This is a genomic window from Planomonospora sp. ID91781, from assembly GCF_015711595.1.
GTDB classification, from domain to species: Bacteria; Actinomycetota; Actinomycetes; order Streptosporangiales; family Streptosporangiaceae; genus Planomonospora; species Planomonospora parontospora.
In genome coordinates, this window is record NZ_JABTEY010000001.1 from 618500 (window position 1) to 634139 (window position 15640).

14 protein-coding genes are annotated in these 15640 nt (G+C 74.9%); 5 read left to right on the plus strand and 9 right to left on the minus strand.

The genetic code is table 11. The features are described 5' to 3' along the window. Nucleotides 1–26: 26 nt before the first annotated feature. The 5 genes from HS048_RS02835 to HS048_RS02855 form a co-directional block, all read right to left on the minus strand. On the minus strand, nt 27–788 hold the full coding sequence (locus tag HS048_RS02835; RefSeq protein WP_068902624.1) for a group II truncated hemoglobin: 762 nt from the start codon (nt 786–788) through the stop codon (nt 27–29). A gap of 296 nt (nt 789–1084) precedes the next feature. Further along, the gene (locus HS048_RS02840) at nt 1085–1756 is read right to left on the minus strand and encodes a response regulator transcription factor (protein ID WP_196466066.1); all 672 of its coding nucleotides are present in this window, start codon (nt 1754–1756) and stop codon (nt 1085–1087) included. Nucleotides 1757–1872: 116 nt separating this feature from the next. Beyond that, on the minus strand, nt 1873–3009 hold the full coding sequence (locus tag HS048_RS02845; protein ID WP_196466067.1) for a sensor histidine kinase: 1137 nt from the start codon (nt 3007–3009) through the stop codon (nt 1873–1875). A gap of 176 nt (nt 3010–3185) precedes the next feature. Then, complete coding sequence (locus HS048_RS02850) at nt 3186–3785, minus strand: hypothetical protein (RefSeq protein WP_084008929.1); 600 nt, start codon at nt 3783–3785, stop codon at nt 3186–3188. Nucleotides 3786–4036: 251 nt separating this feature from the next. After that, on the minus strand, nt 4037–6121 hold the full coding sequence (locus HS048_RS02855) for a serine hydrolase (protein WP_196466068.1): 2085 nt from the start codon (nt 6119–6121) through the stop codon (nt 4037–4039). A 260-nt stretch (nt 6122–6381) separates the two neighbouring features. Between HS048_RS02855 and HS048_RS02860 the strand changes: the two genes are divergently transcribed. After that, complete coding sequence (locus tag HS048_RS02860) at nt 6382–7749, plus strand: sensor histidine kinase (protein WP_196466069.1); 1368 nt, start codon at nt 6382–6384, stop codon at nt 7747–7749. Beyond that, entirely contained in the window at nt 7746–8399 is a 654-nt protein-coding gene (locus HS048_RS02865; protein ID WP_084008928.1) for a response regulator transcription factor, read from the plus strand. Before HS048_RS02860 ends, HS048_RS02865 begins: the two co-directional genes overlap by 4 nt. A gap of 174 nt (nt 8400–8573) precedes the next feature. On the opposite strand, the gene HS048_RS02870 is transcribed toward HS048_RS02865, so the two are convergent. Both HS048_RS02870 and HS048_RS02875 read right to left on the minus strand, forming a co-directional pair. Further along, on the minus strand, nt 8574–9392 hold the full coding sequence (locus tag HS048_RS02870; RefSeq protein WP_196466070.1) for an SDR family oxidoreductase: 819 nt from the start codon (nt 9390–9392) through the stop codon (nt 8574–8576). 227 nt (nt 9393–9619) lie between these two features. Then, complete coding sequence (locus HS048_RS02875) at nt 9620–11194, minus strand: alpha/beta hydrolase (RefSeq protein ID WP_196466071.1); 1575 nt, start codon at nt 11192–11194, stop codon at nt 9620–9622. Nucleotides 11195–11568: 374 nt separating this feature from the next. Between HS048_RS02875 and HS048_RS02880 the strand changes: the two genes are divergently transcribed. Together HS048_RS02880 and HS048_RS02885 are read left to right on the plus strand one after the other, a co-directional pair. After that, nucleotides 11569–12978, plus strand: a complete 1410-nt coding sequence (locus HS048_RS02880) for a histidine kinase (RefSeq protein WP_307832346.1) — start codon at nt 11569–11571, stop codon at nt 12976–12978. Further along, nucleotides 12975–13637: a response regulator transcription factor gene (locus HS048_RS02885; RefSeq protein ID WP_191898488.1), complete on the plus strand. Its 663-nt coding sequence runs from the start codon at nt 12975–12977 to the stop codon at nt 13635–13637. The genes HS048_RS02880 and HS048_RS02885 overlap by 4 nt, the downstream gene beginning before the upstream one ends. Here the strand turns inward: HS048_RS02885 and HS048_RS36705 are convergent. After that, entirely contained in the window at nt 13537–13947 is a 411-nt protein-coding gene (locus HS048_RS36705; RefSeq protein WP_307832347.1) for a glycosyltransferase, read from the minus strand. The genes HS048_RS02885 and HS048_RS36705 overlap by 101 nt on opposite strands. Before the next feature lie 57 nt (nt 13948–14004). After that, entirely contained in the window at nt 14005–15201 is a 1197-nt protein-coding gene (locus tag HS048_RS02895; RefSeq protein ID WP_196466073.1) for an RNA-guided endonuclease TnpB family protein, read from the minus strand. Between the two features lie 50 nt (nt 15202–15251). Here HS048_RS02895 and HS048_RS02900 point away from each other — a divergent pair, with 50 nt between their 5' ends. Then, a complete protein-coding gene (locus HS048_RS02900; protein WP_196466074.1) occupies nt 15252–15419 on the plus strand; it encodes an Arc family DNA-binding protein in 168 nt (55 codons plus the stop codon). Nucleotides 15420–15640 lie beyond the last annotated feature (221 nt).

A 15640-nucleotide genomic window follows, 5' to 3' on the forward strand; every position in this document is an offset into this window, starting at 1 on the left:
AATTCCCGCGGGGGTCCCGCGGCGTCTCAGCCCTGGTACGGCGGCGCGACGCCCCAGCCCCACCGCGGCACCGGCGCCTGCCGCACGGGTGCGGCCCCGGGCTGGGAATTGGCGAGGGCCAGGCGGGTGCCCCACTCGATGTAACCCATGAACGCCGCACGGAACTCCGGGTCGTCGGGCAGGCCGACCTCGTCGGCGGCGTCGGCCAGCAGGCTCACCCAGCGGCGGCGCTGGGCCTCGGTGATCGCCCGGTTCAGGTGCATGCCCAGCATGTGCGCGTAACCGCCGCGCTCGCCGGTGTAGCGCGCCGGGCCGCCGAAGACCTCGGCCAGCCACATGGCGACGTAGCGGGGATGGCCGGGGTCCATGTGCGCGAAGAGCGGCCCGACCACGTCGTCGACCCGGACCGTCTCGTAGAACCGCTCGGTGAGGCGTTCGAGCGCCTCGGTCCCGCCCATCCAGTCGTACAGGGTGGGGACGGCGCCGCCGGTGCCGCGCACCGCGGCCGGCTCGTAGTGGCGCATCTCCTCGATCATGCCGACGTAGGGCCGGACCTCCGCGAGGAAGCCGGGGAACAGCTCGCCTCCCCGGAACCCCTCCAGGTGGTCCTTGGCCGAGGTCCAGGTGATCCGCAGGATGTAGGAGGCGGGGTCGTCGGCGCAGCGGCTGAGCTCGTAGTCCGCGCACTGCGGCGCCCGCGCGAGGAGGAGCGCCGCCCTGCCGTAGGCCTCCTCGAACGCGGCCGACCGGTCGTCGGGGATGCGGTAGCGGATGTACTCCACGATCATGGTCGTCCTCCGGAGGGCGGGATCGAATCCTCCGGTCCACTATGCATGATCTGTAATCATGTAATCAATAGGAAAGATCACTGGCTGGGGATCCGCCGCGTGGCCCGCCGGGCACCGGGCACCGCCACCGAGGTCCGGTGCAGGGGCCGATGCCGGGCCCGCCGCCGGGGCCCGTGCGGACGCCATCGCCGAAGCCTGATGCGAGGGGCGGCGCCGGGACCCGGTGCGGAGGACGGCGCCGGAGCCCGGCGCGGACGCCGCTGCCGGGGGCCTGGTTCGGAGGACGGCGCCCGGCGTCACCCCAGGCCGTGGTCACGGGCGTAGACGGCCGCCTGGGTGCGGTCGCGGAGACCGAGCCGGTGGAGGATGCGCGATATGTGGTTCTTCACGGTCCCCTCGCTGAGGAACAGGCGCTCGGCGATCTCCCGGTTGGTCGAGCCCCGGGCGATCAGCCGGAGCACGTCGAGCTCCCTGGCGGTCAGGGAGGCGTCCGGCCCGGCGCCGGGCCGGACCGCGAGGACCGACGCCAGCCGCGCCGCCGCCGCCGGGTCGAGCTGGGCGATGCCGGCGTGCGCGAGCCGTACGGCGGCGGCCAGTTCCCGGGCCGGCACGTCCTTGAGCAGGTAGCCGGTCGCGCCCGCGCGCAGCGCCTGGACGACGTACTCCTCGTCGTCGAAGGTGGTGAGCATGACCACCCGGATGCCGGGGGCGCGGTCACGCAGGGCGGCGACGGCCTCGACCCCGCCCATCCCGGGCATCCTGACGTCCATGAGCACCACGTCGGGCGCCAGCGCGACCGTCTGCTCCACCGCTTCGTGCCCGTCCGCCGCCGTGCCGACCACGGTGATGCCGGGCTGGATGCCGAGCAGCGAGGCGACGGCCTCCCGGATGAGCCGCTGGTCGTCGACGACCAGGACGCGCACCGCCCGGTCGGAGGTCTCCGGGGATGCGGGGTTCCCCGTGGGCACCGGCGTCCTCGGACTCGTCGGCACCCCTGCGCGGCCGTGTCCCCTCGGGGCCGCGGAGGCGACCACGGGGATCTCCCGAGTCTCGGAGGTCGCGGGGCTCGCGGGGCTCGCGGGGGTCACGGGGCGGTCCGCCGGGGGATCGTGACGGTCAGCCGGGTCCCGCCGCCGGGGGCGGCGCCGATGTCGACCCGCCCCCCGGCCAGGTGCACGCGTTCCCGCATGCCGAGCAGGCCGTACCCCTCCCTCTCCGGCGCGAACCCGCGGCCGTCGTCGCTGACCACCAGCTCGGCACCCGCCGCGCCCAGGGTCGCGGCCACGGTGACGCGGGTGGCGCGCGCGTGCCGCCTGGCGTTGGTGATGCCCTCCTGGGCCGCCCGGTAGACGGCCCGGAGCGCCGCCGGATCGTGTCCGCGCTCATCACCGGCGAGTTCCAGGGCCACGGCCACGCCGTCGTCCGCCTGTCCCTCCACCAGCTCGGCCAGGGCGTCCGCCAGGTTGAAGGAGCCGCCGCCCTCCTCGCGCAGCGTGCGGACCGACCGCCGGACGTCGCCCAGCGCGCGCCGCGCCGAACCGTGCGCGTCCGCGATCGCCCGGTCCGCCGTGGCGGCGTCCAGCTCCCGGAAGGCCGCGGCCTTCTCCAGCAGCACGACGACCGCCGTCAGGTGGTGCCCGAGGTCGTCGTGGATGTCCCGGGCCACCCGGTTGCGCTCGGCCGCGGCGGAGAGCTCGGCGACCCTGGCGGCGGAGGCGGCCAGTTCGGTCCTGGCCCGCCGTTCCTCCACCGCCACCGCGGCCATGGCGACGGCCAGGACCAGCCCCACGGAGAACATCAGCAGGTCGGACACCTGCTCGGGATCGGCGTACCAGCGCGGGTCGGCCACCGCGCCCGCCACCGCCAGGGACAGGGCGCAGGCCACGGCCAGCACGACCGCGGCCGTGCGGCCGAAGGCGAAGTACGCGGTGAACGGCACCAGGACGAACAGCGCCCGCGACAGTCCGGACCCGTCGGCGGCCGCGACGGCCGCGAACAGCGCGATCCGCGCGCCGAGCAGCACGGCCGCCTGCCGCCGGGGCGTGCCCTCCGGGTGGCGGCGCGCCTCCAGCAGGTCGAGCCCGGCCAGCGCGGCCAGGCCGCCGGCGAACAGCGCCGGCCGGGTGTCGCCGAACCCGGCCAGCCAGGCGTACACGCCCGCCGCCAGCACCGCGCCGTAGAGCACGGGCGACACCCACGGCACGGGGCGGGAGAGGGACATGCCCGCCAGACTACGGCCGGACCGCACGCCGCTCCACCCGCCCGTCCCGCCATCCGGTACACCGTCGCGGTCCGGTACGCCGCTCCGTCCGGCCGTCCCGCGGTCCGATACGCCGTCCCGGTCCGGTACGCCGCTCCATCCGGCCGTCCCATGCTCCGGTACGCCGCTCCACCCGGCTATCCCGCGGTCCGGTACGGCACGGCCGCCCGCCGGGGCGACGCCTCGCCCTGCCGCAGCGACAGCGACAGCCAGATCAGCGATGCGGCGACCAGCACGTGGACGACGCTGTTCAGCGGGGTGTCCGGCAGCGGCGCGAGCAGTGCCAGCAGCACCAGGGTGACGCCGTAGCCCACGGCGGGGACGCGCGGGAAGACCCCGGTGCGCAACATCGACACGGAGAACAGCGCGGTCCCGACGACGAAGAGCACCATGCCCCCGAGCAACGCGATCCTGGTGGGCCCGGCGAGCAGCGCCTTCACCACCGCCGGGTCGAGGAAGAAGACGACGAGGTTGAGCGCGAAGACGACACCCGCGAAGAGACTGAGCCCGATCATGTTCACGGCGTACGCGATGGCGCCGAAACGGCCTGAGGCGGAGCTCTGACGCAGGTGGAAGGCGGTCAGCGCGGGCGGGCCGAAGGCGATTCCGAGACCGAGGACGATACTGGTCGCGGCGGTCTCGCCGGTGAACGCCTCGACCGCCCCGGGCAGGCCGACGGACAGCGCCAGGACGACGCCGCACACCATGCCGAAGCGCGACATCCAGGAGAGTGACACGGGAACTCCTTCCGTGAGGACTGGGAACGGTCCGACGGTAGGAGCGGGGGACCCGGCCGGATAAGTACCGGAGGTCACGGTGACGGCACGACGTGCGGGGCCGGAGGACACGTGCCGTCCGGCCGGACGGGCCCAGACCTGACGGGTCCCGGGCGAGCGGATCCCTGCCGGACGGGTCCCGGCGGGGCCGCGACCCGCCCCCGCCGGTGCGCCCCCGCCCGCGTCCGGGACCGTCCGTGCTCCGTCCCCGCTCAGAACCGCCAGCCGATGAGGTTCCACTGCCAGAGGAACCACACCAGCGCCGCCAGGCCCGCGAACAGGACCACCTGGTGGACGCGCGCGGCCACGCCCGCCCCCCGCCACCCCTTCACGGTGCACACCCCGGCCACGGCCGTCATGGCGAGCACCATGAGGGGTACGGCGAGCAGGACCTGCATGCCGGTCGTCGGGCCGTACAGGAAGTCCCCCGTGTCCCCGAAGAGCTGGACCGCCAGCAGCGCCAGGAACGCGAGGCCCGCCCCGGCCGCACCGGCGGCCAGCGCGCGTGCCGCCCGCCAGGCGGCCGTGGCGGCGGCGGGCCGGCGGCGCACCCGCCGCCACAGCGCCGCCACGGGCACGGCGAGCGCGCTGACCGCCGCGACCGCGAAGGCGAGCAGGACGACCAGGTTGAGGATCGGGCCCTGCGCGGCGGTCATCAGCTGGTGGGCGGGGCCGTCGGTGGCCGCGTAGCGCCGTCCGTCCCGGCCTTGGAGGAACACCAGGCGGTCCCTACCGTCCGCCCGGATGTACAGGCCGTCGCCCCGGGGCTTCCACTCGGCGCCCTTGAAGCGGACGGTGCCGTCGCCGTCCACGGTCAGCCGGGAGGGGCCGAGCAGGACCAGGATCTTCTCGATCGTCGACTCGTTGTGCCGGGTCGGCGTGTAGAAGCCCGCCTGCGGGGCGGTCCTGGACAGCGGGGGCGCCGGGGCCGCCGCATCCGCCTCCTGCGCGGGCTCGGCGGCCGCCCCGGGCGGGGCGAACCGGTCGAGGAACGCCAGGGTCAGCTCGCCCAGCGTCTCGGTGCCGCCGGTGCCGTTGGCCGACAGGAACAGCCCGAGGTCACACCCCGGAACCAGGACCAGGGCGCTCTGGAAGCCCTCCCAGCTGCCGTCGTGCATCAGCACCCGGTGGCCGTTGAAGGTCCGGTCCATGAACCCGTGCGCGTAGCCGCCCAGGCGGGGGTCCGCGGCGAAGGAGCGCCGGTGCATCCGCTCCGCGGTCTCCGGGCCGAGGACGGCCGCGCCGCGGAAGCGCCCGCCGTTCAACTGGGCGATCATGAAGTTGGCCATGTCGCCGGCCGTGGCGCTGATCGACCCGTCGGGGGGCAGCCGGTCGAAGGTGAAGGGGACGGCCTCCAGGGGGTCGGTGTCGGAGTCGTGGCCGCGGGCGAGGTCGGCCGCGAGGTGACCGGGCACCGGCTCGGCCGCGGTGCTGCGCGTCATGCCGAGCGGTGCCAGCAGGTGGCGCTGCACGTAGGCGTCGTAGGGCTCCCCGGTGACCTCGGCGACCAGGTGACCGGCGAGCGCGGCGCCGTGGTTGGAGTAGGCGGAGATCTCGCCCGGCGGCCGGATCCGGGCCGGCAGGTGCTCCGCGAGCTCCTCCCCGAGCGGCGGCACGTCGGCGGCGGTGCGCGCCCCGATGCCGACCACGCGCTCCTCGAAGCCCGCGGTGTGGTCCATCAGGGTCCGCAGGGTCACCGGCTCCGGGTAGGTGGACGGCACCTTGAACGCCTCCAGGTAGCGGTTCACGTCGGCGTCCAGGTCGAGGCGGCCGGCCTCGACCTGCTGCATCACGGCCGTCCAGGTGAACAGCTTGGTGATCGAGCCGATCCGGACCAGGGAGCGGGCGGGGTCGAACGCGACGCCCCGCCGGGTGTCGGCCAGGCCGTACCCCCCGGTGAAGACGGCCCTGTCACCGGCCACCACCGACACCACCGCGCCGGGCACCCGGTCGCGGGTGAGGCGGTCCGGCACCGCCCGGTCGAAGAAGCCCGCCAGCGCCGCCCGGTCGGGAGCCGCACAGGCGCCGGAACCGGCGGAGGCCGTGGTGGCGGTGTCGCCGGTGGCGGTGTCGCCGGTGGCGGTGTCGCCGGTGGCGGTGCCGGTGGCGGCGGCGGTGGTGGAGGGGGGACCACCGGTGCTGGCGGCGGTGGAGAGGGGGCCGCCGACGGGAGGGGCGGTGTCGGCGGAGGCGGACCGGGCCGGGCCCGCCGCCAGGCCGAGGAACGGTACGGCGACGCAGCCCGCGAGCACGCCTGCCGCTGCTCTGCGGGTCGGACGGGACGACCGGATGCGCATGGGGACTCCTCGTGGTGGTGGTCCGGCCGGGGATGCCGGACGATGGTCCGGCCCGGACCTCGGACAGCGGTCCCGCCGGGGATGCCGTACAGCGTCGCGCCGCGGGGACGCGGTCCGCATCGCCCCGCGAGCGGGACCGTCCTCCGACGAAAGTCGGAGCCGGGGGTCCGGACCCGGCGACGAAAGTCGGAGCGGGACGGCCGGACGCGGCGACGGCGGGGGGATGGGGGAGCCGCGGTCCGGCGCCTAGGCTTCGGGCCATGGGACTGACGGTTCGGTGGCGGGACCGGTTCGCCGGGCGGCGGGTCGTGGACGCGGCCGTGGTGCTGGTGTGCCTGGCCCTCACCGGCCTCGCGGCGAAGGCGCACTGGTCGGCGCTGCCGTGGCCGGTGATCGTGGGGGCGGGCGTGCCGGGCAGCCTGGCGCAGTGGTGGCGCAGGCGGTGGCCGCAGGCGGCGACCGTGGCGGGAGCGGCGGCGTACGCGCTGTCGGGCAACCCTGCGCCCCTGATCGTCGGCCTGTACTCCGGGGCCGCGTACGCCCCCCGCCGGCAGGTCTGGGCGCTCGCGGTCGCCGGCTGGGCGGGCTTCGCCGGTTGGTCGTGGATCGACGAGGGCCGGTTGACGGTGGACGGTGTGGTCCAGGCGGCCGCCGCGGCCGCGCTGGTGACGGCCCTGGGCCTGCACGTCGCCACCCGGCGGGCGCTGGCCGAGTCCTGGCGCGAACGGGCCGAGAGCGCCGAGGCCGAGCGGCGGCTCCGTGACGAACAGGCCCGCTCCGCCGAACGCACCCGGATCGCGCGGGAGATGCACGACGTGCTGGCCCACAAGGTGTCGCTCATCGCCCTGCACGCGGGTGCGCTGGAACTAGCCGCGGGCGGGGGCTCCCCCCGGATCGAGGAGGGGGCGGCGCTCATCCGCGTCACCGCCCGTGAGGCGCTTCAGGAGCTGCGCTACGTGCTCGGCGTGCTCCGGGCCGAGCCGGGCCTGCCGGACGCCCCGCACCGACCGGTCCCGCCCGGCACGCGGCACGCGGCGCACCCGCCGGACGCGGGCGCCTCCGGTGGGTACGAGGGACATGAAGGACATGAAGGACACGGTGAATACGGCGAACACGCCGGATACGACGGATACGACGGATACGACGGCGAGCCGTTCGCCGACCTGTCATCGCTGGTCCGGGCTTCGGAGCGGGCCGGGCAGCGGGTCGAGCTGCACGACCGGGCGGGACCGCTGCCGCCGGTCACGGCCCGGGTCGTCTACCGCGTCGTCCAGGAAGGACTGACCAACGCCCACAAGCACGCGCCGGACGCGCCGGTCACCGTCTCGGTGGACCGCGACGGCGTCGGCGCCGTGACCGTCGCCGTGGACAACCCTCCGGCGAGCGGCGCACCGGCCGACCTGCCCGGGTCGGGCTCCGGACTGGTCGGACTGGCCGAACGGGTCCGGCTGGTGGGCGGGACCCTGCACGGCGGCCCGGTCGGACTCGAGGAGGGCGGCGGCTGGCGGCTGCGCGCCGTACTCCCCCACCTCGACCACGGGGTCCGCGAAGGGGTCCCGGCCGGCGGGGCGACGGAGATGACCGGGATGACGGACGCGAGCGGGACGACGGGGAGGTACGCGTCGTGATCTCCGTCCTGCTCGTGGACGACGAGGCCCTCGTCCGGGTCGGCCTGCGCATGATCCTCGAAACGGCCGACGACATGACCGTGATCGGAGACGCCGCCGACGGGCGGGCCGCGGTCGACGCGGTCGCCCGCGACCGGCCGGACGTGGTCCTCATGGACGTCCGCATGCCCGGCCTCGACGGGCTGGCCGCGACCGCGGCGATCCGCGCCCGCCCTCGCCCGCCGGCGGTGATCGTGCTGACCACCTTCGACGCCGACGACACCGTCTTCCGCGCCCTGGAGGCGGGGGCGACGGGCTTCCTGCTCAAGGACACCCCGCCGCACGACCTCCTGCGCGCCGTACGGCTCGCCGCCGCGGGCGACTCGATGCTCTCCCCCGGCGTCACCCGGCAGCTCATCGACCGCCTCACCGCCGAGGACCGCACGCGCCGCCGCCGGGACGCGCTCGCCCGGCTCCGCGACCTGACCGAACGGGAACGGCAGGTACTGGTCGAGATCGGTCTCGGCCACGCCAACGCCGAGATCGCCGCCCGGCTGCACATGAGCGAGGCGACGGTCAAGAGCCACGTCACCCGCCTGTTCGACAAGCTCTCCGCCACCAACCGCGTGCAGCTGGCCATCGCCGCGTTCCGGGCCGGCATCGTCGAGTAGTCCTGCGGCTCTCCGGACCCGCCGTGCGGCATCGTCGAGTAGTCCTGCGGCCTTCGGACCCGCCGTGCGGCCCCGTCCGCCCTCCCGGGGAAGGGAATATCCCGGAAAGGGGACATCCCGGCGACGGGCAGCGAACGGCGAGTGGGGACGCGGGCGGTGGATCCGGGTGGCCGCCTACCGCTCCTCGGAGTCCCCGTCCCGCCCCCCACCGGGCTCGGCCATCGGGCGGGCCATCTTCGCCTGGGCGGCCTCGGGCGCGAGCTTGCCCGCGACGCTCTGCAGCACGTTCTTCTTCGACCCGGCCACGACGTGGTCGTCGCCCGACATCAGCGCCTCGAAGCCCTGTCGCGCCACCTCGGCCGGGTCGTCCTTCTTGCCGGTGGCCACCTTGGTGTCCTCCATGCCGGCGCGGCGGAAGAAGTCGGTGTCGGTGGGGCCGGGCAGCAGGGCGGTGACGGTGACGCCGGTGTCCTTGAGCTCCTCCCGGATCGCCTCGGAGAAGGAGTACAGGAAGGCCTTGGAGGCGGCGTACACCGCGTGGAACGGCCCCGGCATGGTCCCGGCGATGGAGGAGGTGAACAGCACCCGCCCCTCGCCACGCTTGACCATGTCCGGCAGCACCCGCTTGGCCAGGTGCACCGACGAGATCACGTTCAGCTTGATCAGCTTCAGCTCCGCGTCCAGGTCGGTCTCCCGGGCGAAGTCTCCGCCCACCCCGACACCGGCGTTGATCGCGATCGCGTCCACCGGGCGGCCGGGCGCGGTGATCCGGGTGTGGAGCTCCTCGACGCCGTCGTGGTGCGCGAGGTCGACGCGCACGCTGGAGACCGCCGCCCCCAGCTCCTCCAGGGAGCGGGCGGCCGGGATGAGTCCTTCGTCCTCGGCGGCGACGACGAGGTCGAAGCCGTGCCGGGCGAACTGCCGGGCGAGCTCGTAGCCGATGCCGCTGGAGGCGCCGGTCACGACGGCCAGCGGCCGGGTCGGAGTGTCCATGGCGTTTCCCGTCCTTCTCATGAGGTGCCTTCAACCGGTGTCGCATGAGGGACCGTGCCCCCGCGGAACCGGTCGTAACGGCCCACCCGGCGACCCGGTGCGTGCCGCCACCGGATGACCGGTCGGCACGGTGCCGGATGACCGGTCGGCACGGTGCCGGATGACCGGTCGTCCGGCACCGGACGGCCCGGCGGCGTGGCAGCGCGGCGGCGGACGACCCCGGGTGGTCAGCGGGGCCGGGCCTCGGAGCAGACGGCGTCCCGGGCGGGCATGACGCCCCGGACCAGGTATCGCTCGACGGCGGCGTCGACGCAGGCGTTCCGGGGGGCGAAGAGTCCTCCGTACACGGTGTGGCGGAAGACGCCGCGCAGGGTGACCAGGCGGGAACCTGCCAGGGCCCGGTGCGCGGCCCGCTGGCCCGCGTGGACGGCGCCCGGATCGCCGGTGGCGCCCACCATCAGGACCGGGACGTCGTTGCGGACCCGGGTGGGGGGCTCGGCGGGGGCCGTCGGCCAGAACGAGCAGGGGGTGAGGTTGCGGGTCAGCGCGCCGAACAGCGGTTCGGCGGCGCGGTGCGCCCGGATGTCGCGGTAGTAGGTCTCGGGGTCGCGGGACGCGGCCCGGTCCGCGCAGAGGATCGCGGTCTGCACGCTCGCGGTCCCGCCCGCGTCCGGCGAGGACAGACCGGTCAGAACCTCCTCCAGGACCGGGGTCGGGGCCGCCTCGGCCCCGCGGGCGGCCGCGTTGAGGACCCGGACGTCGGCGGCGAAGGAGCCGTACGCCTCCGGACCGTCCCCGGCGGTGACGTTGAACAGGATCATGGGCAGCATCCGGGAGTCGACCCGGTGGCGGCCGACCTTCAGCGGCGATCGGGCCGCGGCCCGGTCGATCCGGCGCAAGGTGGCCATGACCCCGGCCGGGGTGGAGCCCAGCCGGTAGCGGTCGTGGCGGCGGGCCGCCCAGGCCGCCCAGTCCTCCGTCATCGCGGCCACGGCCGGGCCCTGGGTGCGGGTCAGGTCGGGGCCGAACAGGTCGGGGTTCATCGCGCTGTCGAGGACGACCCGGTCGGCTCGGCGGGGGAACAGCTGCAGGTAGACCATGCCGAGCTGGGTGCCGTACGACGAGCCGAGGTAGGACAGCTTGGGCTCGCCGAGGGCGGCCCGGATCACGTCCATGTCCCGGGCGGTGTTGCGGGTGGAGGCGTGCGGCAGCACGTCCCGGTGGACGGCGCAGCGGGACGCCAGGTCCTTCGCCAGGGCCGCGGTCCGCTCGAAGCCGCGCCGGTCCGGCCCGGCGGAGCCGACGGCGGGAACGGGCCAACCGCAGTCGAAGGGGGTGCTGCGCCCGACGAACCGGGGGTCCATCCCGATCAGGTCGTAGCGGGCCGCGACCTCGGGGGCCGCCTTCCTGACCTGCAGGATGAGGGACATCGCGGGCACTCCCGGGCCGCCGGGGTTGTAGAACAGGACGCCCCTCCGGCGGGCCGGGTCGGCGGCCTTCAGCCGGGACATCGCGACCTTGATCGTCCGCCCCTCCGGGTGGCGGTGGTCCAGCGGCACGGTGACCTCGGCGCACTGGGCCTTCGCCTCGTCCAGCAGCCCGCCCTCCACGTCGTCCGGGCCGGTCCGGCAGCGGTGCCAGTCGATCCCCTGCCCCCGGAACCGGTCCGGGCCGTCCCGCTCGGCGCGGTCCCCGGCGGCCTCCCGGGCCGCTCCGGCGGCCGGCGCCGCACCGGCCGCGACGGTGCCCGCCAGCATCGCCGCCATCGCGGCCCCGGCCGCCACCGCTCTCCGTCCACGCATCGGTTCCTCCTTCTGCACTGTCCACCGTCCCGGGCCCGGCACGACCAGGGCGCACAGGCGACCTTCCGGCCCGGGGACGGCCTGCGCGGATCGCAGGCCGTACGCCACGGGGTATGAAGCTAGGACGTGCGGCCGGTCCGGCGCGTCAGCCTCCGGTCGGGTTTCCCGGCCCCGCCCCGGACCCGTCCCGGTCCCGCGGGCCGCTCCGCCGCGTCTCCGGGCGGCACGCGTCCGACCTGCGGTTCTGCGCGGGACCGGGCCACGCCGGGGGCCTCGCCCGGCAGGCCCGCGTACGACTCCGGGCTGACCCGGGCCGGTCCGGGACCGGTCCGGCCGGCCTCGGACCGCCGGGCGGGAGCGGTTATGTTGGGGCCGTGCAGTGGGGGCTCACCGTTCTCCGCCCGTACGCGGCCCGGCCGGTACGGGCCCTCCTCCGGGCAGGCGCCCGGTTCCCGCCGATCGCGTTCGACGTGCTGCTGGCCGCCGCGGTCCTGCTCGGCAGCGCCGGACTCACCAGTGAGGTCTACCAGGGCCCACCCGGCCCCCTGGTCCTCCACGCGGCGCTGGCGCTCCCCCTGGTGTGGCGGCGGCGCGCACCCATGACGGTGTTCTGCGCGGTGGCCGCCGCCGCCTTCGCGCAGTGGCTCGCCGACGTCCGGCTGCTGACCGACGTGGCGCTGCTGGTCGCCCTGTACACGGTGGCCACACGATCCTCCCGGCTCCGCGCACTCGTGGCCTGGGCCGTGCTCGAGCTCGGCATCGTGCTGGCCTCCGCCCGCTGGGCCGCGCCCGACGGCGGGTTCCTCCGCTCGGTCGTCTTCCTGAGCGCGGTGGCCGCCGCCGTCGCCGCCACCGGGACGAACACGCGGACCAGGCGTGCCTACCTCGCGTCCCTGGAGGACCGCGCGGTCCGCCTGGAACGCGAGCGCGACCAGCGGGCCCGGCTCGCCGCGGCGGACGAGCGCGCCCGGATCGCCCGCGAGATGCACGACATCGTCACCCACAACCTGTCCGTCATGGTCGCGCTCGCCGACGGCGCGGTCTTCGCGCAGCACCGCTCCCCCGACCGCGCGACCGCCGCCATGCGGCAGATCTCCGGCACCGGACGGCAGGCCCTCACCGACATGCGGCGTTCTCTGGGCGTCCTGCGGGCCGACGAGCCGGACGCGCTGCGCCATCCGGTGCCCGGCATCGCCCAGCTGGACGCCCTCGTCGGCCGGATGCGCGCGGCCGGGCTGCCGACCCGCCTCCGGGTGTCGGGCGACCACGCCCCCGTCCCCGCCGCCGCACAGCTCACCGCCTACCGCCTGGTGCAGGAGGCCCTGACCAACACCCTCAAGCACGCCCCGCCCGGCACCCGGGCCGAGGTCCGGGTCCATTGCTCGCCCGCGGCCGTCGCCCTCGACGTCACCGACGACGGCCGGGCCGGGCACGCCCCCGGCCCGCCGCTCTCCAGCCCGCCGCTCCCCGGCCCGTCGTTCTCCGGGCCGTCGTTCTCCGGGCCGTCCTCCGGACACGGCATCCCCGGCATGCGCGAACGCGTCGCCGCGTACGGCGGGAGCCTGGGCGCCGGCCCGCTCCCGGGCGGCGGATGGCGGGTCTCCGCCACCCTCGCCCTCGGTCCCGGCGCCGACCTCGTCCCAGGTCCTGGCCCCGCCTCGGATCCCGTCCCAGGTCCCGATCCCGCCCCCGGGACGGGGGCAGGGGCGGGCCCCGATCCGGTCCTCGCCTCCCGTGCCGGTCCCGGCACCGGCCCCGTCCCCGTCGAAGGCGGTGCCGCATGACGATCCGCGTCCTGCTCGCCGACGACGAGCCGCTGCTCCGCATGGCGTTCACCATGGTCCTGGACGCCCAGCCGGACATGGAGGTGGTGGGCGAGGCCGGGGACGGCGCCGAGGCCGTACGGCTCGCCCGGCGGCTCCGTCCCGACGTCGTCCTGATGGACGTGCGCATGCCCGGCACCGACGGGATCGAGGCGACCGGCCGGATCGTCCGGAACCGCCGGCAGACCCGGGTCCTCATCCTCACCACCTTCGACCTCGACGAGTACGCCTTCGCCGGGCTGAAGGCCGGGGCGTCCGGCTTCCTGCTCAAGAACGCCCTGCCCGAGGAACTGCTGACGGCGATCCGGAGCATCGCCTCGGGTGACGCGGTCGTCTCCCCGCGGATCACCCGGCGCCTGCTGGAGAACTTCGCCCATGGGCTTCCCACCGGCGGCGCCCCGCCGGACGGCGGGCGGCTGGAGCTGCTCACCCCCCGTGAGCGGGAGGTGCTCGTCGAGGTGGCCCGCGGCCTGTCCAACACCGAGATCGCCGCCGAGCTGCACCTCGCGGAGGCCACCGTCAAGACGCATCTGGGCCGGATCCTGGCGAAACTGGAACTGCGCGACCGGGTGCAGGCCGTGGTCTTCGCCTACGAGAACCGGCTCGTGCATCCGGCGTAGGAACCGACGCAGAAACCGGCGCAGGAACCGGGCCGACGTACTCAATGTGCTGCCAGCGGGCGATCATGCCGCCTCGGTTTCCCACTTTGGTGTTGCCGCTGACCGCGCCCACGGTGGGACCGGCGAGCGGCCGGACCAGGTTCCCGATCGTGGCGGGCTCGAACATGGTGTCACCGTCCACCATGATCAGGATGTCGTGGGAGGCGTGGGCGATGCCGGTGTTGAGCGCGGCGGCCTTGAGAAGCCGCCTGCGCCTGCCGGTCCGGTCGACGAACACGGCTGCGCCGGGGAGAGTCTGCCTGTCGTTCACGTGCGGAGAGCGTATTGACGTCCTCCCCCGTCTGAAGACGGGGGATTCCAACGGCAACTACCCCACAAGGAGGAGGTCGCGTTGAGGTTCGCGGTTCACCGGCCCGCCCGACGGCGAGCCTCCCCGCGCAGCCACCGTGCGCCCCACGGCGGTGTCCCGGAGGTTGCAGGCCGCGTTCACGTCGGCGTCGGCCCGGTGCCCGCAGGCGACGCACCGGAACACCGCTTGGCTCTCGCGGTTGTCCGGGGCGCGGTGCCCGCAGGCGTTGCAGGTCTGCGACGTGTACGCGGGGTTGATCTTGACGACGCGGCCGGGAGCCTTGTCCTCCAGGCGGGTCACGAGCCGCCCCCATCCGGCGGCGAGGATGGCCCGGTTCAGTCCTGCTTTCTGGCGGACGTTCGTTCCCGGCTGCTCGACGGTGCCCTTCGCCGACCGGGTCATGTTCCGGATCTTCAGGTCTTCGACGGCGATGACGTCGAACCGGCGGGCCAGCTCGGTGGAGGTCTTCTCCACCCAGTCCTTGCGCCGGTCGCTCTGGCGGGCTTTCAGCCGGGCGATGGCGGCCTTGACCTTCGCCCGCCGGTGGGAGCCGCGGCGGGCGCGGGCGAGCCTGCGCTGCAGCCGCAGCAGCCGCCTGGCCTCGGGCTCGCGCAGTCCGGGAGCGGTCAGCAGTTGGCCGGTCGACAGCGCCGCCGAGGCGGCCACGCCCCGGTCCACGCCGACGGCCTCACCCGTTGCGGGCGCGGGCACCGGCTTCGGGACGGCGGCGAACGCGACGTGCCAGCGCCCGGCCGCATCCCGGGTGATCCGGTAGGACTTCACCCCGCCGGGCACGGCGCGCGACCAGCGGAACCGCACCCAGCCGACCTTCGGGATCTTCACCTCGCCGGTGTTGCGCGACAGGCGCCGCACCTGGTCGGCTTTGACGGCGACGATCCGGAACCCCTCACTCCGGCCGCGTCTGCGCCAGGTCGGCTTGCGGTGGGTGCCGCCGAAGAAGTTCGCCATGGCCTGGGCGAAATCCTTCAGCGCCTGCTGCTGGACGACGATCGACCCGGCGGCCAGCCAGCCGAAGGCCGCTCGGGCTTCGGTGAGCTGGCGGCACTGCTCGGCGAACCCCGGCGCGCTTTTTCGGCCCGGCTTCCAGTGCGCGTGCTGCTCGACGGCGAGGTTCCATACGAACCTCGCGTGCGCGCAGTGCTCCGCCAGCGCCGCCTCCTGGGCGGGGGTAGGGGAGAGCCGATACCGGGACATGCCATCAATTTACCATCAGCGAGATGGGGTCCGGCAGGTATTCTGCCGACATGAAACAGATCACGTTGCGGCTTCCCGACGACCTTCACGCACGGCTCAAGGAGTTGGCCGAACATGAGCACCGATCCCTGCACGCGCAGGTGCTGCACATCGTGCAGCAGGCCGTCCCGGCTCCGCCGGACCGTCCCGGGCGGGACGCCCATTCCTCCCCGGCCTGAAGGCCGAGGCATCCTGGGCGGACTGAGGTGATCAACTGCGACATTCCCGCCCGAAGGGGCGACCGGGGGACACCTGGAGAGGCCTGTTGGAGAGGTGGCCGGTGAAGACGGCGGCCCCTCACCGGTCGGGAACGTCCGACCGGGTTGTTACCCGCGGGAAAGGGCTTACGGCTGATGAGTCCGTTCTCATAGCATTTCTGCCTCAAGCATCACTGGAGGAC